Annotated in this window: 25 protein-coding genes; 5 read left to right on the top strand and 20 right to left on the bottom strand. The window is 52.6% G+C overall.

The window, feature by feature from the left end:
- Nucleotides 1–98: 98 nt before the first annotated feature.
- The 8 genes from OES20_06505 to OES20_06470 all read right to left on the bottom strand — a co-directional run bounded on the left by OES20_06505 (nucleotide 99) and on the right by OES20_06470 (nucleotide 7501).
- Nucleotides 99–893 carry a zinc-ribbon and DUF3426 domain-containing protein gene (locus tag OES20_06505; GenBank protein ID MDH3634340.1) on the bottom strand — a complete coding sequence of 265 codons (795 nt, stop codon included), beginning with the start codon at nucleotides 891–893 and terminating at the stop codon, nucleotides 99–101.
- Nucleotides 886–1785, bottom strand: a complete 900-nt coding sequence (prmA, locus tag OES20_06500; protein MDH3634339.1) for a 50S ribosomal protein L11 methyltransferase — start codon at nucleotides 1783–1785, stop codon at nucleotides 886–888. Before prmA ends, OES20_06505 begins: the two co-directional genes overlap by 8 nt.
- 12 nt (nucleotides 1786–1797) lie before the next feature.
- Nucleotides 1798–3141, bottom strand: coding sequence for an acetyl-CoA carboxylase biotin carboxylase subunit (accC, locus tag OES20_06495; GenBank protein ID MDH3634338.1), 1344 nt, complete (start codon nucleotides 3139–3141; stop codon nucleotides 1798–1800).
- Between the two features lie 19 nt (nucleotides 3142–3160).
- Nucleotides 3161–3616: an acetyl-CoA carboxylase biotin carboxyl carrier protein gene (gene accB, locus OES20_06490; protein MDH3634337.1), complete on the bottom strand. Its 456-nt coding sequence runs from the start codon at nucleotides 3614–3616 to the stop codon at nucleotides 3161–3163.
- A 19-nt stretch (nucleotides 3617–3635) separates the two neighbouring features.
- A complete protein-coding gene (gene aroQ, locus OES20_06485; GenBank protein MDH3634336.1) occupies nucleotides 3636–4079 on the bottom strand; it encodes a type II 3-dehydroquinate dehydratase in 444 nt (147 codons plus the stop codon).
- Between the two features lie 134 nt (nucleotides 4080–4213).
- Nucleotides 4214–4747: a TlpA family protein disulfide reductase gene (locus tag OES20_06480; GenBank protein MDH3634335.1), complete on the bottom strand. Its 534-nt coding sequence runs from the start codon at nucleotides 4745–4747 to the stop codon at nucleotides 4214–4216.
- Nucleotides 4737–7187 carry a protein-disulfide reductase DsbD gene (dsbD, locus tag OES20_06475; protein MDH3634334.1) on the bottom strand — a complete coding sequence of 817 codons (2451 nt, stop codon included), beginning with the start codon at nucleotides 7185–7187 and terminating at the stop codon, nucleotides 4737–4739. Before dsbD ends, OES20_06480 begins: the two co-directional genes overlap by 11 nt.
- Nucleotides 7184–7501: a divalent-cation tolerance protein CutA gene (locus OES20_06470; protein ID MDH3634333.1), complete on the bottom strand. Its 318-nt coding sequence runs from the start codon at nucleotides 7499–7501 to the stop codon at nucleotides 7184–7186. Before OES20_06470 ends, dsbD begins: the two co-directional genes overlap by 4 nt.
- A 121-nt stretch (nucleotides 7502–7622) precedes the next feature.
- Here OES20_06470 and OES20_06465 point away from each other — a divergent pair, with 121 nt between their 5' ends.
- The 5 genes from OES20_06465 to OES20_06445 all read left to right on the top strand — a co-directional run bounded on the left by OES20_06465 (nucleotide 7623) and on the right by OES20_06445 (nucleotide 13626).
- Nucleotides 7623–8078, top strand: a complete 456-nt coding sequence (locus OES20_06465; protein MDH3634332.1) for an FxsA family protein — start codon at nucleotides 7623–7625, stop codon at nucleotides 8076–8078.
- Between the two features lie 184 nt (nucleotides 8079–8262).
- Nucleotides 8263–8550, top strand: a complete 288-nt coding sequence (groES, locus tag OES20_06460) for a co-chaperone GroES (GenBank protein MDH3634331.1) — start codon at nucleotides 8263–8265, stop codon at nucleotides 8548–8550.
- A 28-nt stretch (nucleotides 8551–8578) separates the two neighbouring features.
- Nucleotides 8579–10225: a chaperonin GroEL gene (gene groL, locus OES20_06455; protein ID MDH3634330.1), complete on the top strand. Its 1647-nt coding sequence runs from the start codon at nucleotides 8579–8581 to the stop codon at nucleotides 10223–10225.
- Between the two features lie 213 nt (nucleotides 10226–10438).
- Nucleotides 10439–12868, top strand: a complete 2430-nt coding sequence (locus OES20_06450) for an AAA family ATPase (protein MDH3634329.1) — start codon at nucleotides 10439–10441, stop codon at nucleotides 12866–12868.
- Nucleotides 12868–13626, top strand: coding sequence for a hypothetical protein (locus tag OES20_06445; GenBank protein ID MDH3634328.1), 759 nt, complete (start codon nucleotides 12868–12870; stop codon nucleotides 13624–13626). Before OES20_06450 ends, OES20_06445 begins: the two co-directional genes overlap by 1 nt.
- 79 nt (nucleotides 13627–13705) lie before the next feature.
- Here the strand turns inward: OES20_06445 and OES20_06440 are convergent, their stop codons facing one another.
- The 12 genes from OES20_06440 to OES20_06385 all read right to left on the bottom strand — a co-directional run bounded on the left by OES20_06440 (nucleotide 13706) and on the right by OES20_06385 (nucleotide 24654).
- Entirely contained in the window at nucleotides 13706–14173 is a 468-nt protein-coding gene (locus OES20_06440; GenBank protein MDH3634327.1) for a TlpA family protein disulfide reductase, read from the bottom strand.
- Between the two features lie 15 nt (nucleotides 14174–14188).
- Complete coding sequence (locus OES20_06435; protein MDH3634326.1) at nucleotides 14189–14695, bottom strand: GNAT family N-acetyltransferase; 507 nt, start codon at nucleotides 14693–14695, stop codon at nucleotides 14189–14191.
- Between the two features lie 18 nt (nucleotides 14696–14713).
- Entirely contained in the window at nucleotides 14714–15694 is a 981-nt protein-coding gene (locus tag OES20_06430; GenBank protein ID MDH3634325.1) for a TonB family protein, read from the bottom strand.
- An 11-nt stretch (nucleotides 15695–15705) separates the two neighbouring features.
- Nucleotides 15706–16197: a biopolymer transporter ExbD gene (locus tag OES20_06425; GenBank protein MDH3634324.1), complete on the bottom strand. Its 492-nt coding sequence runs from the start codon at nucleotides 16195–16197 to the stop codon at nucleotides 15706–15708.
- 18 nt (nucleotides 16198–16215) lie between these two features.
- Nucleotides 16216–16707, bottom strand: coding sequence for a biopolymer transporter ExbD (locus tag OES20_06420; protein ID MDH3634323.1), 492 nt, complete (start codon nucleotides 16705–16707; stop codon nucleotides 16216–16218).
- Between the two features lie 9 nt (nucleotides 16708–16716).
- A complete protein-coding gene (locus tag OES20_06415) occupies nucleotides 16717–17364 on the bottom strand; it encodes a MotA/TolQ/ExbB proton channel family protein (GenBank protein ID MDH3634322.1) in 648 nt (215 codons plus the stop codon).
- 36 nt (nucleotides 17365–17400) lie between these two features.
- The gene (locus tag OES20_06410) at nucleotides 17401–17604 is read right to left on the bottom strand and encodes a hypothetical protein (GenBank protein ID MDH3634321.1); all 204 of its coding nucleotides are present in this window, start codon (nucleotides 17602–17604) and stop codon (nucleotides 17401–17403) included.
- 85 nt (nucleotides 17605–17689) lie between these two features.
- Nucleotides 17690–18331, bottom strand: coding sequence for a tetratricopeptide repeat protein (locus tag OES20_06405; GenBank protein MDH3634320.1), 642 nt, complete (start codon nucleotides 18329–18331; stop codon nucleotides 17690–17692).
- On the bottom strand, nucleotides 18315–21140 hold the full coding sequence (locus OES20_06400) for a tetratricopeptide repeat protein (GenBank protein MDH3634319.1): 2826 nt from the start codon (nucleotides 21138–21140) through the stop codon (nucleotides 18315–18317). The genes OES20_06405 and OES20_06400 overlap by 17 nt, the downstream gene beginning before the upstream one ends.
- Complete coding sequence (locus tag OES20_06395; protein ID MDH3634318.1) at nucleotides 21137–23017, bottom strand: tetratricopeptide repeat protein; 1881 nt, start codon at nucleotides 23015–23017, stop codon at nucleotides 21137–21139. Before OES20_06395 ends, OES20_06400 begins: the two co-directional genes overlap by 4 nt.
- Nucleotides 23004–23612, bottom strand: a complete 609-nt coding sequence (locus OES20_06390; protein ID MDH3634317.1) for an AraC family transcriptional regulator — start codon at nucleotides 23610–23612, stop codon at nucleotides 23004–23006. Before OES20_06390 ends, OES20_06395 begins: the two co-directional genes overlap by 14 nt.
- Nucleotides 23613–23634: 22 nt before the next feature.
- A complete protein-coding gene (locus OES20_06385) occupies nucleotides 23635–24654 on the bottom strand; it encodes an FAD:protein FMN transferase (GenBank protein ID MDH3634316.1) in 1020 nt (339 codons plus the stop codon).

Genomic DNA, 24654 nt, shown 5'->3' with positions numbered 1-24654 from the left:
CGGAAGCGGCGCAATATACGCCGAGTTCGAGCCTGCATATACCAGTATATTTCGATGTTGGTATTAATGTGACTTATTTAGAAAAAAACTGTGACGACCTAGAAAAATTCGAACTCGTAAGTCAGTGCATCGGTACCGGGATCGACAACTTCAAGTCGAAACTGAATCGGTAAACCGGGTTTTAGCACAGCGCGATTTTTATTCTCTAGCAAGTATTCCGGAGGAGTAAATAGCCGGTTTGCAATCAGCTTGCCCTTGATATCAAACAGGCTGATCAGCAAATCGGGTAACTTCTGTGTAAAGGGTGCCTGATTGACAAAAGAACCGGTCACCATGAGTGCATTGGAGGTTACCGGATGGGTAAAAACATTGCGCTCCAGTAAACGGATCTGCTCGGTGCTGGAGAATTCAATCTCGGCACAAGGCAAAACCTGGCACAGCGCGATCACCTGTTGCTGGTAGCGCGGATTTTCGATCAATTGATAACGTTGATAATAAATCACCTGTACGACACCGAGCGCGCATAACAGTAATATTCCAATAAACCAGGTCAGGGGCCCGAACGTAATAAAAGGCCTTCGATCTGAACCGTACATGGCTTCATGCAAACTGAGTTCAGGACGCTGCTCAAAATCCGATTCGTCGTCAGAGCCGGTTAACGGCGATGCCTTTCCCGACGTGAAATCCTCGCGTTGAAACTGGTCCAGGTAACCCGGCGGGATCTCGCCTTCATAATTCCTGAGGTTGACTAGCGCATTGAACACGGTCTCACATTCCCCGCAGCGAACCTTACCGTAAGCGTGCTTCAGCTGGTTTTCGGTGAGGCGAAAACGACTCCCGCACTCGGTGCAGGTGGTTTCCATCACGATGCCCAAATGGGTGCTGCTAGTCATTATTCTCCCGTAAAAGTCGGTAACCGCTGACACATACCCATTCGTCGCGGTAACTGGCTGGATCGAGATCGAAAAAGGGTTGATAAGACGATTGTATCTCTTCCAGCTGTGTGTTGAGTATACCCGAGAGCAATATTTGGCCATCGGGCCTGATCAACGATGCAAAGCGGGGTGCGAGCTCGACCAGCGGGCTGGCCAGAATGTTAGCGACCAACAGGTCTGTTCCGGCAGTCGTCAAATTCTCGGGCCGACAAACCTTGATCTGTTCTGCACTGATGGCATTCACTTCCATATTTGATTGACAGGCGGTCAGAGCCTGTTCGTCAATATCGACCGCGGTAACCTGTTTGGCGCCAAGTTTAATCGCTGCAATCGCCAGGATGCCGGAGCCACAACCAAAATCGATGACGTGGCGATCTTTAATTTTGTTTGCACCCAACCAGGCCAGGCACAGTGCGGTTGTCGGATGGCTTCCGGTGCCAAAGGCAAGGCCCGGATCGAGCCGGATGACCGTTGCGTCGGGAACCGGGGGCTCCGACCAGCTCGGGACGATCCAGAGATCGGGCGCGTACTGCAACGGCTGGAAATGCTGCTTGTAAGCCTGATCCCAGGCCTGTTCTTCAAGCGTTTCCTGCCGGACTTCGACTGCCAGGTGACGCGGTAATCCCTGGGTCAATTGCTGCTTTAACTGCCCGGGGTCCAGGCCAGCGTCGAAGGTCGCGGTGACGACTGATTCCTGCCAGACAGGATTATCGTCCGGCAGCGGTTCATAGATGGGTTCGTCACCCGCATCACGCAGCGAGATACTGAGCGCGCCCAGCTCCTGCATCAACGCTTCGACCTGCTCGAGTTCAGACGCCTGACAGTTTAGGCTGAATTGCCACCATGTCATCGTTATAAAGTGCTAGTCCAGCCCGAGTTTCTTTTCGAGGTAGTGGATATCGGTGCCACCGGCGGCGAAGTTTCCATCGCTGATGATGTCCTTTTGCAGCTCGAGATTGGTTTTGATGCCTTCGATCACGATTTCAGAAAGTGCGCCGTTCATGCGTGCTATCGCCGATTCGCGCGTGCTGCCGTAAGTGATTAGCTTGCCGATCATCGAATCGTAATAGGGTGGCACGGTATAGCCGTTGTAGATATGGGAGTCCATGCGGACGCCGGGCCCACCGGGTGCGTGGTAGAGCGTGATCTTGCCGGGCGAGGGCAGAAAGGTTTTCGAGTCCTCGGCGTTTATGCGGCATTCGATGGCGTGTCCGTGCACGTGAATATCCTCCTGCTTAAAGCGCAGTGGATTACCGGAGGCGATCGAGATCTGTTCCTTGATAATATCCACCCAGGTAATCATTTCGGTCACCGGATGTTCCACCTGGACGCGCGTATTCATCTCGATAAAGTAAAACTCGCCATTTTCATAAAGGAACTCGAAAGTACCGGCACCTTCATATTCCATCTTGATGCAGGCCTCGGCGCAACGCGTGCCAATTCGATTGCGTTGCTCCTCGGTGATGCCCGGCGCCGGCGCTTCCTCGACTACTTTCTGGTGTCTCCTTTGCATCGAGCAATCGCGTTCGGCCAAATGGATGGCGTGACCGTGGGCATCCGCGAGTACCTGTATTTCAATATGGCGCGGTGCACCGAGGAATTTTTCCATGTAGACCGTGTCGTTGTCGAAAGCGGCTGCCGCCTCCGATTTGGTTAACTGGATCGAGTTCAACAGGCTGCCCTCGGCATGCACCACCCGCATTCCGCGTCCACCGCCACCACCGGCGGCCTTGATAATGACCGGGTATCCGATCTTGCGGCCCATCTCCAGGTTTTTGCTGTCGCTGTCACCGAGAGGCCCGTCCGAGCCAGGCACGGTCGGCACGCCGGCCTGCTTCATCGCCTTGATCGCGGCCACCTTGTCACCCATGATGCGGATCGCTGCCGCGCTTGGTCCGATGAATTTGAAACCACTCGACTCGACCTGCTCCGCGAATTCTGCGTTTTCAGACAGGAAACCGTAGCCAGGATGGATGCCATCGGCGTTGGTCAATTCAGCAGCGCAGATCAACGCCGGGATATTGAGATAGCTTTCCAGCGAGGAGGGCGGTCCGATGCACACCGATTCGTCGGCAAGCCGCACGTGTTTCAGGTCCCGATCGGCGGTCGAATGAACCGCGACTGTCTTGATATCCATTTCGCGACAGGCGCGCAGGATCCGAAGTGCGATTTCACCGCGGTTGGCGATAACAATTTTTTCCAGCATCGAGTGGATTCCCGCCGGTTTAATCGATGATAAACAAAACCTGGTCAAACTCGACCGGGCTGCCATTTTCAACCATGATGGAGCGCACCGTGCCGGCCTTGTCGGCTTCGATCTGGTTCATCATTTTCATGGCTTCGATAATGCACAGGGTATCGCCGATGTTCACCTGCTGCCCTGGTGTCACAAACGGGCCCGACGTCGGGGAGGCGGCGATATAAAAGGTGCCCACCATTGGCGATTTGACCTGGTGCCCGTCTACTTTATCGGCAACTTCCGGTATCGAGGTCGGGGGTGCCGCAGCGGGAACTGGCGGGGCGGTCGATACTGGCGGGGCGGCTACCGATGCCGCACTGTGGACACTGGTTGACGACTGTCGGCTGATTCTGACCGACTCCTCACCTTCCTTGATTTCAAGCTCGGCTATGCCCGATTGCTCGAGGAGTTCAATCAATTTTTTTACTTTGCGAATATCCATTAATGCGGTTCTCGACTTATTAAGATTGATTGCAATGGATGATAGCGGCCTCGAATGCCAGCAGATAGCTGTTTCTGCCGAAGCCACTGATAACGCCCAAGGCGATATCAGAAAGGTAGGAGTGCGCTCTGAAATCTTCGCGCGCGTAAACATTGGACACGTGGACTTCGATGAACGGGATTCGAGTCGCCAGGAACGCGTCACGAATCGCGATACTGGTATGTGTGAAAGCGCCGGGATTAATGATGATGAACTGAATATCCTTCGAAGCTGCCTGCTGTATACAGCTAATGATATTGCCCTCGGTATTGGACTGGTAAGTCCTGAGCCTTACCTCGTTTTGTTCCGCCATCTGGGCGAGGTGCTTGTTTATCGAGGCAAGGGTATCGGTACCGTAAACCTCGGGTTCACGGGTACCGAGCAGGTTCAGGTTGGGGCCATGAATGACCAGGATGTTCGCCATTTTGAACGTTTCCAGATTTGGACTAGCGTGGCGCGATTTTCACATAACGACCAGATAGAGTCCAGTTTTTGAGAGATAACCGCCAGATTGACGAAGTTAACGACAGTTTTAGTCTTTTCGGGCCCGTAGAATGTTTATAACAGTGCTTCGAGTTGCTCGTGCAATTGTTTGGCGGTGAGTTCTCCATTGTGCTGAAACACGATACGATGATTTTGGTCCAGCAGGGCGGTAAACGGTAGGCTACCGCTGTGATTCCCGAATGCGGCGTTATACATCGCGGTACGATTTCCGGCGAGAAACAGCGGGTAATTAATTTGATACTCATCGGCAAACCGACTTACCTGGGATTCACTATCGTAGGCAATTCCCATTACCCGAACACCCCGTTCAGCGAAATCCCTGTGAAACTTTATCAGGGTCGGCACTTCGCGTCGGCAGGGCGCGCACCAGGGAGCCCAGAAATTGACAATCAGAATATTTGCCTCCCAATCAGCGATCCGGGTTTGTTTCCCATCCAGGTCGGTCAGGGGTATCGAATCCAGTTCGATAGCCGTCTCGCTCGCAATCGGAGGTCGCGGCGGGTCTGGCGGCAGCAGATTGAACAGCAGCATACCAGCCAGCATCGAGACCAACCCGATCGCAAGCAGGGGCAGCTTGCTAGTATTCATTCAATCGAACGTATTGCTGACTATAGGTATTTTTAATGTGGGCGCTGAATTTCTGGGCCGACATGAACCCGACTATTCTTCGACCCTTGATTTCCTCGCCGTTGGCATCGTAAAACAGGATTGCGGGTGGGCCATAAATACCCAACGAAGACATTAGTTCGACATCGATCCTGTCGTTGGCGGTGACATCCGCCTGCACTAGCGACAGCGATTCGAGTGCCTGGCGAACCTCGGGATCGGAAAAGGTGTACTTTTCCATTTCCTTGCACGAAATACACCAGTCGGCATAAAAATCGAGCACGGTGCCGCGCTTGAGTTGGGCCGCATTTTGCAACGCAACCTGTAAGCCTTGCTTACCCTTGATCTGGCGAAAAACGACATGCTCCGAGGCATTTGCGCCACTGCCGCCAGTCGAGGCGACGATGCCGCGCAGCGGCTGTATCAAGTCGTTGTTACCGGCAGCGGCGCCAATCAGATAAGCAATCCCATAGATCAGCACCAGTAATCCCAGCGATTTGGAAAAGCGTTGCCAGCCGGATGCGGCTTCGCCGAGCGAATCCAGCGCCCCCATGTAAATCGCAGAAGCGATTAACAACGCCGCGATCAATAGCATGGTCATGCCCACCGGCAGAATTCGTTCGAGCAACCAGATAGCGACACCTAGCAGGACGACCCCAAATACCGCTTTGACCGTGTCCATCCAGCCACCGGCGCGAGGCATCAATTTGCCCGCCGAGGTACCGACTACGAGCAGCGGCACACCCATACCGAGTCCGAGTGCAAATAACGCAAGCCCGCCGAGCTGCCAGTCCTGGGTTTGAGAAATGAAAATGAGGGCACCGACCAGAGGTGCGGTAATGCAGGGGCCCACGATTATCGCTGAGAAAAATCCCATCAGGCCCACGCCGATCAAGGTGCCGCCCTGTTGGCTGTTGCTGATCGCGGTCAGGCGTGACTGGATTGCATTCGGCATTTGCAGTTCGTAAAAGCCGAACATCGACAGCGCAAGTAGGACGAAAATCGCCGCGAAAAGGCTCAAGATTATCGGATCCTGGAACCAGATTTGTATGTTGAACTCGGCACCATAATAACCGACGATCGCGCCCGCAGCGGCGTAGGTTACAGCCATCGACAACACGTAAACCAGCGACAGGAAAAAGGCCTTACCCGTGGTTATCGATGATCCCTGGCCGGCGATGATGCTGGATAAAATTGGAATCATCGGAAACACGCAAGGGGTAAAGGTAAGGCCGATGCCGGCCAGGAAAAAAAGGCTGATGATCAACAACAAGCTGCCGCTACTTAACAGCTGCGCGAACTGATCCTGTTCCGATATCGGCGCCGGCTGATTGTCGCCGCTCTGCGGCTGCTCGCTGGTGGAGCTGCCTGCAGCCATTTCATGTCGTACTTCGAGCAATCCTTGACTGGCATCCACCGCCAGGTACTTGGTTATCGGCGGATAACAAATGCGGTCTTCGACACAGCCCTGGTAGGTATAAGACAAAGCAAATTTGTCACTGGCCCCCGCGTCGGAAATGACCGGGATCGATACATTGATCTGGTCGTAGATGACTTCGGTATCGCCGAAGAATTCATCGTACTTCTGTTTCCCGCGCGGTAGCGAGATCGCCCCAAGCGAATGACCCTGTCCTTCGACCACCGCGATCCGAATTTTGTCCCGATAAACGTATATATTTTCGGCCAATAGGATATTCGACTGAATGATATTGTTGGCATCGAGCCGGGCCGACAGGATAAAAGCCTGGTCGGGGTGCAGAATTTCGTCCTCATCGCTGAGCCCGATGTCCGCTCCGAGGTCCTGTAAAATGGCAAGCGCATCCGAACCCGTGTCGCTATCGATGCTTTGCGATTGTTGCTGGTTTCCAAGGTTTTCGGTAACTTCACCCAGTAGCGCTTGCAAGGCCGCAACGTCATCGCTGACGGTCTCGTTGCCAACGTCAGTTGCGACCCAGGCAGTCGGGGTAATGCGTGCAGTCGACGCCAGGTTGACTTTAAGCACCTGCTTAAGTGGCGGGTAACAAACCCCGATGTCGGCGCAGCCCTGGCTTACCGCCTTGACCTGTAATTGGCTCGCCGGAGTGGCCTGGTAGACCAGCGGTAGCTTTATTAATACGCGGTCGCGGTAGGTCTCCATTGCGCCGAAGAATTCATCGACCTTGATCTTGCCTTTGGGAATTTGTGCAGTGCCAAAGCGCACCGGCGCGTCGCCCGCTTCGATCTGGAAATCGAAACGTTCGCGGTACATGTAATATCCGGGCGCAATTTTATATTCCGCCACCAATGCATCGCCATCGACCCACGCCTGTAGCGCGAAGGCTTGCTCGGGCGGCAGCAGTTCCTCTTCCTGGGCTTGCAGCAGCTGGCTGTAGGCCAGCAACAGGATTAGAAAAATTCCAAAGATAGGTCGCAGTATCGTCATCTCGTCGAAGCTGTAATCCAGTCCAGATAATCGGGTTCGCCAGAGTCTATCTCAAACTGTAAGATTTCGGCTACGGCATACGGATGAGCGGCTCTAATTTCCCGTTGCAGTGCATCGATGCGGTCAGCGCTCGTTTTTATGAAAATCTTATGTTCCTTACCCTGTCGTAGCTCACCTTTCCAATGATATATAGAGTCCATTTGCGGCAAAATGTTTACACTCGCCGCAAGTTTATTTTGCAGCCAGTTCATGGCCTGATGTCTGGCTCCCTCAATATCGGGCCAGGATGTAATCACGAGGTAATGCTCCGACATCGGTTTTCCTTAGACGAGATTGAATAAGTGTTATGCTAACCACATATAGTACAAATATCAGTATTACTCTGGTAATACACCCGAATAGTAAAATAATCGATATTAACCAATTTCCAAGCTTATGTTCCCACTGATCGCCACGCTTTTTCTGATTGTGCCAATCGTCGAAATCTACCTGTTAATCCAGGTTGGCCAGGTGATCGGGGCGGGTTGGACCGTATTTTTGGTGGTATTGACCGCCGTAATCGGCGTCTGGTTGCTGAGGATACAGGGGTTATCAACTTTGACACGAGCACAGCGTAAATTACAGGAAAACGAATTACCGGCACGGGAGATACTCGAGGGCATGGGGCTCGTCGTGGCCGGCGCATTACTGCTCACGCCCGGGTTTTTCACCGATGCCGTGGGCTTCCTGCTGCTTTTTCCGCCAACCCGTATCTGGCTGGTTAGCCGTATGGCATCGCGCATGGTAGTTTCGACTTCGGTCAACATGCACGCTCATCCGCATCGCGATGATGACGTTATTGACGGCGTCAAATTCCACCGGGAAGACGATTCCCACGAAAAATTGAGATAAAAATCAATTTTTTATCAGGATTTCGCTTGAATCCTCGATTTTCTACCCCATTTCTCTTGACTACGAAAAGCCGCTGAATATTATTAGCACTCTCAAAAGGCGAGTGCTAACTCGCGACTAAACTTAATAGGCCCATCCCTGGCGGATGGCAAGTCATTAACGAAAACTACGGAGCGTAGCAACAATGAAAATTCGTCCCCTGCATGATCGAGTAGTCGTCAGGCGTATGGAAGAGGAGCGCACCACCGCTGGTGGTATCGTCATCCCCGATTCTGCCACTGAAAAACCAAGCATGGGTGAAATCCTCGCGACAGGCCACGGTAAAGTCACTGATTCCGGTGATATACGCGCCCTGGATGTAAAGGTGGGTGACACCGTTTACTTCGGCAAGTACTCCGGCACCGAAATCAAGGTTGAAGGCGAAGAACTGCTGATCATGCGCGAAGATGACATCATCGCGGTTGTTGAATAATTCGGAATATTAAAGAGGTTTAACTCAAATGAGTGCAAAAGACGTAAAATTTGGTGATGATGCGCGTACGCGTATGGTCCACGGCGTTAACGTTCTGGCGAACGCCGTAAAGGTAACCCTGGGTCCGAAGGGCCGTAACGTGGTGCTCGACAAGAGCTTTGGTGCGCCAACCGTGACCAAGGACGGTGTGTCCGTGGCCAAGGAAATCGAACTCGAAGACAAGTTTGAGAATATGGGTGCCCAGATGGTAAAGGAAGTGGCTTCACATACTTCTGATGTTGCTGGAGACGGTACCACCACGGCGACTGTGCTCGCCCAGGCGATTGTTCGCGAAGGCATGAAGGCGGTTGCTGCCGGCATGAATCCAATGGATCTGAAACGTGGAATCGACAAGGCGGTTGAAGGTGCAGTGGAACACCTGCAGTCCATTTCGACTCCCTGTGCCGATACCAAGGCGATTGCCCAGGTCGGCACTATTTCCGCAAACTCGGATAACAGTGTCGGCGATATCATCGCGGAAGCGATGGAAAAGGTTGGCAAGGAAGGCGTTATTACCGTCGAGGAAGGCTCATCTTTGGCTAACGAACTCGATGTTGTCGAAGGTATGCAGTTTGACCGCGGTTACCTGTCTCCTTACTTTGTCAACGAGCAGTCAACCATGTCGGCCGAGCTCGAAGAGCCGGCGATTCTGCTGTTCGACAAGAAGATTTCCAACATCCGTGAGCTGTTGCCGATTCTCGAATCGGTTGCCAAGGCCAGCAAGTCATTGCTGATTATTGCCGAAGACATCGAAGGCGAAGCGCTGGCGACCCTCGTGGTCAATACCATGCGCGGTATCGTCAAGGTTTGTGCGGTTAAGGCTCCTGGTTTCGGCGATCGTCGCAAGGCCATGTTGCAGGACATCGCGGTCCTGACCGGCGGCCAGGTGATTTCGGAAGAAGTCGGGCTGAGCCTCGAGAAGGCGACTCTGGAAGATCTCGGTTCGGCCAAGAAGGTATCCATTAGCAAGGAAAATACCACGATTGTTGATGGTGCCGGTTCAGCCGAAGATATTCAGGGCCGTATTACCCAGATCAAGTCTCAGATCGCCGAATCTACTTCGGATTACGATACCGAGAAAATGCAGGAACGTCTTGCCAAGCTGGCCGGCGGTGTTGCCGTGATCAAGGTCGGTGCCGCGACGGAAATCGAGATGAAGGAAAAGAAAGCTCGCGTTGAAGACGCGCTGCACTCTACCCGCGCCGCGGTTGAAGAAGGCGTGGTACCCGGCGGTGGCGTTGCGTTGATTCGTGCGCGTGCCGCGATTACGAATCTCAAGGGCGATAACCACGATCAGACAATCGGCGTCGATATTGCTCGCCGGGCCCTGGAAGAACCGATCCGCCAGATTGTTACCAATGCCGGTGACGAGGCTTCCGTGGTTACTAATAATGTCGAGGAAGGCGAAGGTAACTATGGTTACAACGCGGCGACCGGTGAATATGGTGACATGATCGAATTAGGTATCCTCGATCCAACCAAGGTTGCACGTTTTGCGCTGCAGAATGCGGCTTCGGTTGCCGGATTGCTGATCACGACTGAAGCGATGATTGCCGAAGCACCGAAGGAATCACCTGCGATGCCTGATATGAGCGGCATGGGCGGCGGCATGGGCGGCATGGGCGGCATGATGTAGTTTCTGGCTGCTGCGCTCGCAATAGCGGCGCCAGAAATCCTTCTGGTCTCGCAGATGTTCCAATAACGAGAGAGCCCCGCTTATGCGGGGCTTTTTTTTGCCTCGGTATTTGTGCCGGGCGGGTGGGGATGCCTGTCCAGGTTGTCTAAACTTTAAACACTTGAATTGATCTGTGTCGGTATTTGATGTCACCGGTTGCGCGAGTATTACTGAATGGCAACCAGGAAACCCGTTTCACTGAAGTACGCAAACCTTTACCAGGCCTGCGACCTGCGGCAGTTTGATTTTAAAACGACAGCGGATCTTGAGCTGCTGGATCAACCGCTGGGACAGGACCGGGCGCTGGAAGCAATCGAATTCGGCGTCGATATCGATCAGCAGGGTTTCAACCTGTTTGTACTGGGAAATACCGGGCTCGGCAAACACGAGCTCGTGCAGCAGATACTGTCGCGCCAGGCGCAGGACCTGGAGGCTCGTAACGACTGGTGCTACGTGAACAACTTTGAAAATCCGCAGCGACCGCGATTGTTAAAGCTTCCGGCCGGCATGGGTCAGCAACTGCGCGCCGACATGGAGACGCTGGTTGAGGACCTGCTAACCCTGTTGCCGTCCTCTTTTCAGAGCGAGGAATATCAATCGCGGCGACAGGAAATCGAGCAGGAACTGCAGGACCAGCAGGAGCAGGTTTTCCACGAACTCGACAAGGAAGCCGAGGAGAAAGGCATCATCATCATGCGCACGCCGGGTGGTTACACGATGGGACCGATGGTCGATGGTCACCTGCTTGATCAACAAGGATACGCGAAACTCCCCGATGACGAAAAACAGCGCATCGAGAAGGTGATTACCGATTTGCAGGCCAAGTTGCAGGCTATTTTGCAGCAGATGCCGCTGGTGCAGCGCGAGCACCTGCAGCGGATCAAGGCTTTGAACCAGGAAATTACCGAACATACGGTAGAGCAATTAATTGCCTGGATGGAAAACAGCTATCGCGATCATCCCGATGTCATGCAATATCTGCAAGCGGTAAAAGAGAATGCGATCAAGGGCGTAAACGCGTTTTTACCTTCGGAGCAGACCCAGGGAACCGATAATATTGCCAGCCGCGTGGCCGAGTTTCATGCTTTCAGCATCAACGTTATTCTCGACAATACCGATACCCGGGGTGCGCCGATCATGTTTGAAGACAATCCCACCTACCAGAACCTTATCGGCCGCGTCGAGTATGTTTCCCAGATGGGAACTCTGCTCACAAACTTCACCTTGATCAAGCCCGGGGCCCTGCATCGCGCCAACGGCGGTTACCTGATTCTGGATGCTTTTAATCTGTTAAGGCATGGCTTTGCGTGGGAGGGTCTCAAGGGGGCTCTCAAGTCCGGGGAAATCAAGATTCAATCGCTGGAACAGATGCTGAGCCTGGTTAACACGGTTTCACTCGAACCGGAGTCGATGCCACTCGACGTCAAGGTAATCCTGGTAGGTGAGCCCTGGCTTTATTACCTGCTGAGGTCCCATGATCACGAGTTTGAACAGTTGTTCAAGGTATCGGCAGATTTTGCACAAACCACGAAGCGTGACACTGAGAGCATGCTTGGTTATGCACGCATGATCGCGGCAGTGCAACAGAAAAGCGAGGTCCGGCCTTTGAACAAGGCAGGCGTTGGCCGAATTATCGAAGAGGCGTCACGCAACGTGGGCGATACCGAAAAGCTGTCTTTGCATATGGACGATATGCGCGATTTGGTGAACGAAGCCAATTACTGGGCAGGCAAGGCAAACCGGAAAATCATAGGCCTGGCTGATGTCGAGCAGGCAATCGAAAAGCAGACCCGTCGCCAGGACCGATACCGCGAACTGTTGCAGGAGCAGGTACTGCGTGGCATAAAGCTCATCGATACCGAGGGCAGCAGGGTTGCCCAGGTGAACGCGCTTTCGTTACTGCAGGTTGGTGGCTATCGTTTTGGACAGGCCTCCCGCATCACCGCGACCGCGAGGCTCGGCCGCAGCGGTGTTGTTGATATCGAACGCGAGGCCAAGCTGGGTGGTGAAATACACTCCAAGGGGGTTATGATCCTGTCGTCCTACCTGGCCCATCGCTATGCCGCGAACCAGCCTTTACCGCTGGCCGCAAGCCTGGCTTTCGAACAATCATACGGTATGGTCGACGGCGATAGTGCTTCGGCGGCAGAATTGTGCGCGCTGTTGTCGGCACTGGGTGAAATACCGCTCAAACAATCGCTGGCCGTTACCGGTTCGATCAATCAACTGGGCGAAATCCAGGCGATCGGGGGTGTCAACGAAAAAATCGAGGGTTTTTTCGAGATCTGTACAGCGCGCGAATTGAACAAGGAACAGGGGGTTATTATCCCTGCTGCCAACCAGGCACACCTGATGCTGCACAAGGATGTTCGTGAAGCGGTCAAAAAAGGAGCGTTCAATATTTACGTTGCCGAGCAGGTAGAAGACGTAATGCGGCTGCTTACTGGCCTGGAACCGGGCAAGGCTGACGCCAGCGGTAACTATCCGCAAAAGAGTTTCAATTACAGGGTGCAACAGCGCATCAAGCAGCTGCAATCCATACAAAAACAGTTCGCTCAACGAAATGGTAACGGAAATTCTCCCGCGAAATCGGATAAGAAGTGATGACGGCAGATCAACCGAATCAAAAGCAGGCAAACGTGATGCTCGCGGCAGATGTCAGCAGCTATTCCGTCACCACTGTGACCCTGGCGGTGGAGATGGCAGCGTCGGTACAGACCGGTTTGCTCTGCCTGTTTATCGAGGACGAAGATTTACTCCGGGTCGCAGGATTGCCATGTACGCGTGAAATCACCCTGACGACGACACGTGAACGTCCCACCAGTACCAACCAGATGCAGCGCTCACTTCAGGCTGCTGCCCTGCAATTCAAGAAATCCCTGCAAAAGGAAGCACAGGCGTCGCAAATTACCTGGCACTTCGACACGGTTCGTGGCCGCATGCGGGATATCGGTCTCAAACCCCACCTGGACGTGTCCTATACGATTGTTAGCCGCCCGGTATCGCACCGACTGCAATCCGGGCAAGTGCCCAAGACTCGCAGGGTCCTGCTGATCCTGGATGATTCACCGCGGCAGCAACATGCGCTCGACGTAGTATTGCGACGTTTTCAACATGAAAGGATTGAATTGACTGTCGTTGGTGAAGATCCTGATATGGATTTGTCATCGATATTTGCGACCGGGACTGAAGACAAGCACGGGGAGATAACGATAACCAGGACTCATAGAGACAAGCTGTTTGAATTGCTGTCTCGAGCCGGCCCGAATTTCGACTGCGCGATCATGTCACAACACGAAAAGGTCGAAGAGTTGGCTCGAATACTGAATGCGCTGCGCTGCCCGGCGATACTGGTCGCGTAGCATGGACAGCCACTAATCGCATAAAAAACAGGTTATCGATCGAAGACCGGAAATAAGTGACGTTAGATTACGCGTCTGATCAGTTTGATTGCTGAATTACGCTGGATATATCCTGCCTCGTTATCGGTCCTTCAAAACGATGGAAGAAAAGTCCATTGGTATCGATAACAAAGGTGGTTGGCAACACCGTAACCGTGCCAAAGCCGGTGAGTGGATCCTGGCCATACCCGAGGATGGGATAGGTGACACCTAGACGATTAATATACTCGAGGATTTTTATCTTGTCGGTATCTTCAAATGTCACCCCCCATACCTGCGCAGATGCCTTGTTTTGCTGATAAAAGCGTTCCAGTTCAGGTATTTCCTTGATACAGGGTGCACACCAGGTTGCCCAGAAGTTGATAATCAACCACTTGCCTCGATAATCTGAAACGCGATAAAGATTTCCATCCATGTCTCGCAGCTGGTAATCGCCGGTATCAGCGGCCTGTATCGAAAGGGATAACAGGCCGATTATCAATACCGCCATAATACGCCGCAATGTCATCGGTAGTTTCTTAAATCATAATTTGATTACGTATCGATCGAGAATGCCTGATTTTGGTTCCCTTTGAAAGCTGTTCTGGTACTTAAATCCGAGCCTGGTCAGCAGCATTTTGGAAGCTTCATTATCCGCTGTCAGGATCGCAAGGACATGTGATGTGTTATGATCCCTGCGGCCCTGCTCGAGCACTGCGGTGGCAGCTTCGAATGCATATCCCTGTCTTCTGAACCGGGGCAGCAAGGCAAATCCGATTTTGACATCATCGAGAGTTTCTCGTTTCAATAATCCGCAGATGCCGATTGACGTGTCATTCTCTTTAAGCGATACCAGGTTCAAACCAAATCCCAGGTTCCGGTACATATTACGAGGACCGGTTTCGATGTAGGTTTTGGCGTCCTCGAGGTTCGAGACATTTTTATCCCCGATGTAGTGCATCCACATCGGGTCGTTGACCAGGTGATAGATAAATTCTGCGTCGCCGGGTTTTAGCCATCGAATCCTCAAACGTGCGGTTTCGATGGACATCGGCCTTTTCATTTGCGCTCAGGAGGGCAGAAAGTCGATTGGATAGGTGACCGTGATTTCGGCCACGTTGGAACTGCTGAATTTGAATTTTTTTATCTTTAGTATCAATTTACGCTCGAGTGTCTCGTCACCCAACTCGCTGGAGAGAATTTTAACCGCGGTCACCTGACCGCCGGGCGCGATCGTCAGTTCAACCACAACCTGTCCGGCGAGTGACGGATTTTTGCGCAATGCCCGATTATAGATATTAAAGATACCGCCTTTGTTTTGCTGGAAAATACGTTCGATTTCATCCTCGCTGCGCCTGGCGGCCGATCCCCCCCGGGTCTGGGTGGTAGAGGCCTTGGCGAGCTTTTTACTGTCGGCTTCGATCTTGCTTTCAACCCTCGTGGTCTGACGTTGTGTTAATTCATTGGTTTTTATGGTGCGGTTGAGAGTATCTGTCTTTATGCCGCCGCTGGTTCTTTGCGCGCTCGAGGTTAGCAGGTCGCTGGCAGTCGCGACCTTGACTGCCTGCTTGCCGGTCGTTTGTTGCGGCAATTTGGCGACGTCGTCGAGGGCAAAGCTTTCACGCAAGTCCTCGAGCTCATCACTTAACGCGATCAGGCCCGCGTTCTTGGCGACTTCACGTGCGTCGGGTTTCTTAACTTCCTTCTTTTTCTCAGGCTTCTTTTTCTCAGGCTTCTTTTTCTCAGGCTTCTTTTTCTCAGGTTCCTTTTTTTTCGGTTTTTCTTTCTTTTTTTCAGGCTCCTTTTTCTTTACTTCCTTTGGTTTTTCTTTCTTGGGAGGTGGTGGTTTAACTTTTTGCTTTTCCAGGATCAGCTTCGCGAGGCGCGGTGAAACATCGACCAGGTTTTTCTGTACTACTTCCGGCAGCTTGATCGTATTCAATACCACGCCCACGCCTAAAAACAGCAGCATCATAATAATCAATAGGCGGCGAAAACTGCGATCTTCCTGCTGGTCGATCCAGGGCAGATTCGGTTCGGATATAGCCACTGCCCTTGCCATTAGCTGTCTAATACCTTCTGGTTTACAGCGAACGAGATATTGGTATATTGCGCACCGGCACAGGTCAGCATGATCTTTTTCAGCAGCAGGTAAGGAATCTCCTGGTCACCCATAATCGTAACACCCTGCTTGTCGGTGATATCCTTGACCGTCGTCGAGGCAAGTCGCAACGCATTAAACAGAGGCTTGATCGAGTTGCGGTCACCTTTGAGCGCATCCTTGACCGTAACAATGGCTTTCCCCTGCAGGCGGATGACACGTTCGTCAACGGCGATGACCAGGTTGCGGGAAGGCAATTTCTCAGCCGCGGCCTCGGGTAACACGATGTTCTTGGGTGAGGGCAAAATCTGGGTACTGGTCGCATTCACCAACAGGAAAAAAACCAGGATCGTAAATATATCCATTAACGACACCATGTTTAACATGGCGTTTCGCTTCTGCCCACGAACGTGGTGCTGATTCATGCGTTTGGCGCGTCTGGATAATTTCATTGCATCAACATCCTGTTATCACCTGGCCGCATCGCCAATCGATATATCGGGGAACAGTTCGGCAAAGACCCACTCACCCTCGACTTCTGTGCGGTACGAACGCGAACTGTCCATCGCTCTGATCAGGTCGTTATAACGGGTTTGTTGCTCGGCCAGGATCGTGATATTGGTATGCTTGGGAATCCGAGCTTTAACCTGTTTCAGGGTCTCCTTCAGCATGGCGAAATTATGTTCTTTGCCCTTGGACGGAATACGTTGAATCAAGCCCAGGCGGTTATCGGAGAGCACCAGCATATTTTTGCGAATCGTGATGCGCAGTTCATAAGGAGGCTTTTTTGGTTGCTTGGTATCCTGCCCGCCCGGTGGGGGCAGGTTTAAATCGAGGATGGTGATATGGCTGAACACCGCCGTCATCAATAAGAAAGGCACCAGCACTACCATCAAGTTCATGAAGGCAGTAATGTTCAGCTCGACAGCCGGATGCTTGCGCCGATGTACCCGTCTTGACATTTGTAGTACCTACCCGGCGCTGTTTTTAACGCGAGATAAATGATTGACGAACTTGACGACAGTCATCTCAAGGCTGTCGACGATTTCGGTCGTCTTGGTTTGTAATACCGTGTAGAAAAATAATAGCGGGATCGCGACGATGAGTCCGAACGCGGTGGTATTCATAGCGACCGATATACTGGTTGATAGTATCTCCGCTTTCATCGATGGATCGACCTGGGCGACCGCGGTGAACGCCTTGATCAAGCCGATAATTGTTCCCAGCAGCCCGAGCAGGGTCGCTATATTGGCAAACATTGCCAGGTAATGGGTGCGCTTTTCGAGACGTGGAATTGCCTCCATGATGCTCTCATCCATTGCCGATTCGAAATCATCCCTGCGGCGAGCAGATTTGTAATGCTCGATACCCTGCAGCAGAATTCGGCTAACCGTAGCGCTTGATTTTCGAGCGAGTTCGCTGGCGTTGTTTACATCACCTTTTGCCACCAGTGGCATCAGCTTGGCAATCATGAGGCGATTTTTCGTTTTTGCAACGGTAAGATGCAACCAGCGCTCTATCGTAATCGCCAGGCCGATAGCCAGAACAATCAGAATAGGGTACATGAATGGTCCACCGTCCTGGAAAAACCTGATTACTGTAACTAGTATTTCGTTCATTGCGAGAGCCTCCGCGGTCTCTGGTCAACTGCTGGATTATTCCAGTTTTGCCTTTGAAAAAATGGCGTCGTGATAGTGAATCTGTCGTTTGAAAGCAGCCCTTTCGATGGGGGTTAGTTGCTGGTCCATGATACTTGTAATCGGGGGTGACGAAATCTCGAAACGTTCAACCGATTTCCATGGAACGATATACAAAACCCTGGGCAATTCCTTGTTTCCGGTTATCTCGGTGCCTTCCATTTGCAGTCTTTCTTGAGCACACACATTAGCAGTACTTGAAATAGCAAATAATAGGAAAAATGCTAGCGAAAGTTTTCTCATTTGTTTATCCCTGGGACTTGGTAGTGCCCGATTTCAGGCGTCGCTTGATGTCGACAATCCAGTTGGCCACCTGGGTATCTTCCTCGCCGATCAGAGACTGGTAATTCTGGTAATGTCGTAACGCCAGGTCCAGATCCTGCAGGTAGATATCGAATAGGATGCCGAGGTTCAGATGCGCCGACGCGTAGCTGGAATCGATCTTAATGGCACGTTGATAGCGATTCATCGCCTCTTTAAATTGCCCTTTTTGGCGCTGCAGGATTCCGAGATGGTTATGCGCAACGGCATCATTATCGTCGCGCGTAATTGCCTGTTTGAACGCCTGTTCTGCAAGGTCCAGTTCCTGCAGTTTGAAGTAAGCGAGCCCGAGGTTAGTGAAAACGTAGGGCTTGTCGGGTGCATCGTTGCTGACCTGCACCAGCAGTTCTACTGCTTGCGCAGTTTTGCCGCTTTTAAGCGAAGCCACCGCGTCTTCATAAAATTGCTGATAAAAATCCACCACCTCTGCTTCAGTTGCTGGCTCTTCTGTACTCGGCGTCGCCGCGACCTCGGGTTTTGGAGGCGATGCCTTGTCGGGACCGCTCTGGCAGGCTACGAGCAGTAATGCGGCAAGTAAAAGTGCGGTTATGTTATTGAATTTCAACATAATTATCAGTGCTCTCAGCCCGGGCGTAACGAAACGGCATCATTTCACCCAGGACCTGTAAACTCTTTTTCGTGGGTTCATCGAAAGTGCCGGCGGGGATGCGCTTGAAGTTCGCCAGATGTATATCGATTGCCTTCTCCTCGAACGGAAAGGCCTGTTCTTCCAGCAACAGTTCGTACTCTTCGAGTTGTTCTTCATCAAGACCCTTGGGTCTTTGTGAATCCATCAGGGATCTTGCGAAATCATGGTAGATTTCGGCAATCTGGAACGTGGCTTCGGTGGTTACTTCCTGCACCTGGTATTTCATTGCCTTGCTGTAGGCGTCAATCGCTTGTTGCATCAGTTTTTTCTTTTTGCCCAGGCTGGTTTTAAGCGGTATTGTCAGCCTGGCTTTGCTATAGGTTCGATGCAGTGGCTGGATCAATTCCAGGCTGGCGGTAGCGGCCAGGTACCGGCTACGTGCACTGCGTTCCGATTTTCCAGCTGCATCCGCCCTGATAATTTCGTTGAGCCAGTAATTACGGTTCTTGGTATCGTTCTTGGCGCGATATGATTCGGCGATCTTGTGACGCAGTTCGATCGAGCGTTCCAGCGGGTAGGGATAAACCTTGACGTACTGCTTGTAGATTGCAATCGCCTGTTCGGGCTGGCCGTCCTGCTGATACAGTTCGGCAGCACGCCACATCAGGTCCCGCTTGCGCTCAGCCGTGCCGGGAAGATTCGATAACGCGAGTATTTCCCGCGCCGCCTTGGACTGGTTTCCATTTTTGCTGTAGGCCAGCGCGAGTTTCTCGGTGACACCATCCGTGAACTTTTTATCACTCGGGTATCTCTTGCGAAAGGCTTCCAGTTGCGCGATCGTGGTCGACCAGTCTTCGAGTTGTATGTACGCGGTTGCCGCATCGTAGTCGGCGACCTTGCGTTTTGGAGATTCTGGGATCACCTGGCCAAGTCGGGTGAAGGTTTGTGCTGCGAGCAGGTGATTCCCCACCTCACGAGCGATTTCCCCCTGTTTGTAAATACTCGCGGCGACCTGTTCGCGCACTGCCTTTCTCTTCTGGTCCTGTTTCGGCATAAAAGTCAGCAGCGTGAGATAGGATTTTTCAGCCGCGGCGTAGTCCGCCGTTGAAAACTGCGCATCGGACAGTATTGTCCACGCGGTTTGCTTGGTGGTTTTGTCAACGCGCTGGTTTTCAATCAGGCGGTTTGCCGACGCGATCGCGTCAGGATAATTCTTCCACTTGAAGAACTGTTGTGCGGTCTGCAGTTCAACCACCGACAATCGGGGATCATCGGGATAAGCCGTGGTAAAGCGGACCGCCGATTTAATGCGCTTGCGCCGCAATGCGGGAATGTCACTTGCATTGGTCGTCTTGAACAGGGCATCAAACGCGATCAGCGCTGCGTAGCCTGCCTCGGCACTATCCTTGTGTGGCGCATAGTTATATGCTGTTTTCTGGTACTCGTCGATTGCCTGCGGATATTGACCTGCATCGTAGAGGTTTTCGGCGAGCAGAAAATTCATCCGCGGTGCGCCCGGATCATTCGGAAAGGATTTTAGAAAGCGGCGATACCAGTCGGCCGAAATCCCGTAGTCTTTCATTTTCTTGCTGGCCCGGGCCAGTGCGTGAAAATGGGTAGCCAGCTCGGTCATGTGCAAGACCAGGGTCTTGGTCAGGGTTCGCTGGGTTTCGGGTTCCTGCAACGCCCAGTATTCGCCGTTTACGTCGTAGCGGTTAACGAAGGCGATCTTTTCTTTTAGCACCAGGTCCGAATAACCGGCTTGCTGGAAGGTTTCAATTGCACGCTGGTGAAAACGCGGGGTATGCGATGAGTAGGGGTATTGCTTGGTGTAGGCCAGGAACAGATCCGAACCGTCGATGATGCGCTTTTTGTCCAGGTAAAGTTCGCCCAGCCGCAGGTAAAGCAGGGGCTCGTAGTTTCGCTTTCCGGTTTCATTGAAGTATTGTGCAATATAGTATTTTTCGTCCTGGTAGGAAAAGCTGAGTGAGACGACGCGCACGACATCTTCGAGTAGCTCCCGATCTGCTCTAGGCAGCCCTGGATTGAAACCGATTTCCCAGATCTTATCCTGTTCAAAATTGACGTCGAGCAAGCGCGTGTAGCTGGCTAGGGCATCGCGATAGCGACTCTGTTTGAACTGCGTCCAGCCATATTTATAGAGCGCTTTTTCGAAAAACAGCGAATCCGGGTGATCGTTTACGACCTTGCCATAAGCCTGCTCTGCAGCCTGGTATTCCCGCTGCACAAACAGGTTCTCGCCACGCCGGAACTGAACCTCGTCCATGTATTGTGAATCCGGGTACTCGCGCGCGATGCGATCCAGCGCGGCTATGGATTTTTCAGATTCAGCTTCGAGGGCATAGGCACGAGACAATTGGTAAAGCACCATATCGTTACTCGGGCGTTCGGGGTATTTTTTAAGATAGGCTTCGTAAATCCCGATTGCCCGTGCCGCTTCGCCAATGCCCTGCTGCTGGGTCGTCTCGTCATCGGATATTCGGTTATCGAGGCTGGATTCCAGTTCGAGATCAGCCAGGCGTCGTAATTCATCTCCGGTACCGCCACCGTCGGCCGTTATCTCAACCAGGGCCCGAAAGCTGTCTATGACTTGCTGACGATCGACTTTGAAACTCGCCTGCGGCTCCAGTTCCGCGGTCTCCAGCAGGGGCGGCAGTTCCTCGAGATCACCGATCGTCGGTCCGAAATCGGACCCACCTGAACCACAGGCAACAAGTGTCGCGGTGAGCATCATGATGGGCAGGCGATGGGACAGGCTTTTAGTCATTGTTCTGCCGCCATCCGGTCGAAAATTTTGGCCAGTTCAAAACGGGCATTAAGGCGTAACTGCACGATATGCTGCTGCTGTTGACGAATGGCGTCAATTGCCATTTGATTGATGAGTCGCTCCTGTGACGACAACAGGGTTGAGACCTTGCTACGCAATTGACTGATGCGCTCTGTCTGGCCGCCGATGCGTTTCTCGAACAGACCGAACTCGAGGTCGGTACGCTCCGTGATCCTGCGTAAGTCATTAACCCGCTGCTCGGATTCAGCCAGTGCACGATCCAGCAGTATCAGCTGTTTCTTTGTTTTCCAGAATCTTACCGGAAAGTCGGTCTCCAACTCGTACCGCAGCAATCCGGATAACAGGCGAAACATATCCTGCTGGTAGGCCGTATTACGTTCCGGTGCGACCATGTCAATAGACGTCGAGACGCGTTGCAGCCTTGACAGCTGTTCCTGCTCATCCGGATTTGCGAGCGCCTCGAAGTCTTGTGCCGCCTCGATCGCACTGACCCGGCCGGCAAACTGGTCCCTCTGTTCACGCAGTAGATCGAGCTGATCGAAACTGCTGGATTGCTGCAGTAACGGCAGCTTGTTTTCAAAACCACGGCGACGCTCTGACAGCATCAGCTCCAGAGCAGGGAAGTTATTGCCCCAGAATCGAAGCGAGTTACGAATATCGAGCAATTCCTGGTAGCGTGTAATTTCGCGTTGAAATTCTGTCGAAGCCAGCAGAAGGTGTAATTGCGGGGTAACATCGGAACTCGGTGGTAAGCGTTGCAGGCTGCTGCGATCGTAGAGAATGGCGTTTTCCCGCAGCGCTGCAATTAATTCATCACTTTCGATCGACTTGATCGCGTTATCGAGCAACTGCAGCTGCAAATCAAACTGTGTCGCGGCAATTTCATAATGGCGTACTGCCAGCCCGTCCTGGCCTGACTTGGCGTAATTGGCGGGAATCGCCAGGATCGCTTCCTGTGTCGCTGCATCTACTGCGTTGCGCTGCAGCAGCACCTGCCAGGGGATCATTGCCTTGTCGAACTTGCCGAGTCGATACCAGGCCCAGCCGGATGCAAGTAGCGCCTCGTTGCTCAGGGGTCCCTCGAGCCTGATCCTGGAAAGGCTTTCCAGTGCCGGCTCGGCCAGTTCCATGCGCAGCTGTTTGAGCCCCAGCGAAAGATTTGCGCGATCGCGCAGGGCAATCAATTCGGGTGTACCGGCTTCCATCTGGCCGATCTTTTCGAGCAGTGTCTTACCGGACTCGTAGCGATCGTCTTCGATGAGCGTTACCGCCAGGTTGTAGCGCGCGTAGATCTTCCAGATCGATTTCGGGTTGATCTGGTTGCTGAGATCGGCGGCCTCGTCGTACTGGCGATTGTCAAGATAAAGGTTGGTCAGCAGGTATCTCTTTTCTGACTCCACACCACCCGGTAGCTGGTCGTTAATGCGTGATAGCAGGTCAAGCGCTGGTTCATAGTAACCCTGCTCGTAGCGAAGCCGTGCCAGGTTGAACCAGATCCTGTTTTGAATCGAGTCCGAAACCTCGGCGGTCAGGAGCTGGGCAAACAGGTCGCGCGATTCTTCGTATAGCCCGTACCCGTAGTATAGATCTGCGAGCAACAGGTTGGACTCATTGACCTGGCTACGGCTGCGAGGTCTTTCCGCGGCTATCATCAGTTGGGTAATTGCCGCCAGCCTGCTATCCTGGAAAAACTGGTAGAGTGCGCGACCATAGTCGAGATCCTCGACTCTATGTTCGACCGTTTGAACCGCGATGACCGGGCTGCAGGCACAGCTTAACAGTAGCCCGTAGAATGAGCGACGAATGCCGCGCGATACGTGCCTCAGGAATTTTTGATGGCGCTTATTCCCAGACACGCACATCGAATTGAGGTTGTTCCTTACCGGTATCATCAGCGATCATGAATTCCACGAACTGGGGATCGGTTGTCTTTTCTATGACGATTGTTTCACCGAGGCGGTAGTCCCGACCCTTGGGTCCAACCCCGGTAAAAATCAGGATAATTTCGTGCTCACCTGTCGGCAGGTTGCCGATGTAGAGACGCTGCACGCCACCGCGCTTGAGGGCCGCGAGTTCGCGCTCGGTGTACAGGTGATTGGCGATGTTCTTGTCGTCAATTTTCAGCTGGATCGAATCGAGACTGAACAGTGCACCGGCGTTCATCGACAGGAAGACGCTGAACTGGGTGTTCGAAGGAAACAGTAAGTCCTCTTCGAGGATAAACAGGTCCCGGTTAAGCGATAGTACTTCTTTTTTCAGGGCTTCGATATCCGCGTCGAGCGAGCCTTCCAGGGACTCATCTTCATCGATCGATTCTGCATTGGCCTCGTCCGATTCTTCCGCTTGTGGCACTTCGATCTCGCCTTCGATCAACTCTGATGAAGTTTCCTGCCCGACAACGGGAACGGCGAGGTAAACAAGTAAAAGGATGATAAGGCTGAAATATTTCATAGGTCTGCTAGATTTTGGGCGATTATTGTTTGACTTCAGGTACTTCAAAGCCAGAGGAGTAATGCACTTTTCCATCGCTATCGATAATGATGGCGTCGATTCCTTCCAGGGTTTCAATCAGGGTAATTCCGTCGACTGCACCCAGAATAAAAATAGTAGTAGATAAAGCGTCAGTTGTCAGGGCATCGGGGCCGACGACGGTTGCACTCCAGCTGGCCGTCGCGGAGCGGCCGGTGGCGGGATTGATAATGTGATGCACGCGTTTGCCGTCGTCAATAAAAAACCGCTCGTAATCACCCGACGTTGAAATCGCGCTTTCGCTGAGCGGCAGACGTATCGCAATGCCCTCAGGGTCGCGAGGATGCTTGATACCCATGACCCAGGGGCGACCCTTGCGATCTCCGATGATACGGCTGTCACCGCCCGCACTTACCATGGCCTCGGTGATGCCACACTGGCCGATAATATCGGCAGCACGATCGACCGCGTAACCCTTGGCGATGCCGCCGAGGTTGATACGTACCGCATCGTTGCCAAACTGAATCTCATCTCCGGAAATCATAATATGATGATAGTCGATAGCTGGCAGTTTCTCCGAGATAGATTCATTGCTGGGCTGCTGGCGTTTACGGTAGTCGTAGGCATAGCCGACGCTGGCATAAGTGATATCGAACGCGCCTTTCGAAACCTCGGAGAAGTGAATCGATCTTTTAATCAGATGCATCATTTCATCACTGATTTTGACCGCGTTCATCGCGGCGTTGTCATTGATAAATGAAAGCTCACTGTCGCTTTTATATGAGCTCATCCTTGCTTCGATGCGACGCATTTCGGTGAAAACCTTTTCACTGCATCTGGATGCGGTTGTGGCTTCATCATGCCAGAGTTCAACTGAAACCCGGGTTCCCATGATGTCGCGCTGCTGTTGATGCCATTCGGCGTGCGCCGTCGTTTGGCTACACAGGAGAATTATCGTAAAGATAGACGAGGCTAATGTCTGCCGAGGCAAACCATTGGCTTTGCCTGCCAGAGATTCAGACAT

The sequence above is a fragment of the Gammaproteobacteria bacterium genome, assembly GCA_029862005.1.
Taxonomy (GTDB): domain Bacteria; phylum Pseudomonadota; class Gammaproteobacteria.
Note: the sequence above shows the minus strand (reverse complement) of the source record. Positions and strands in the feature narration are given on the sequence as shown.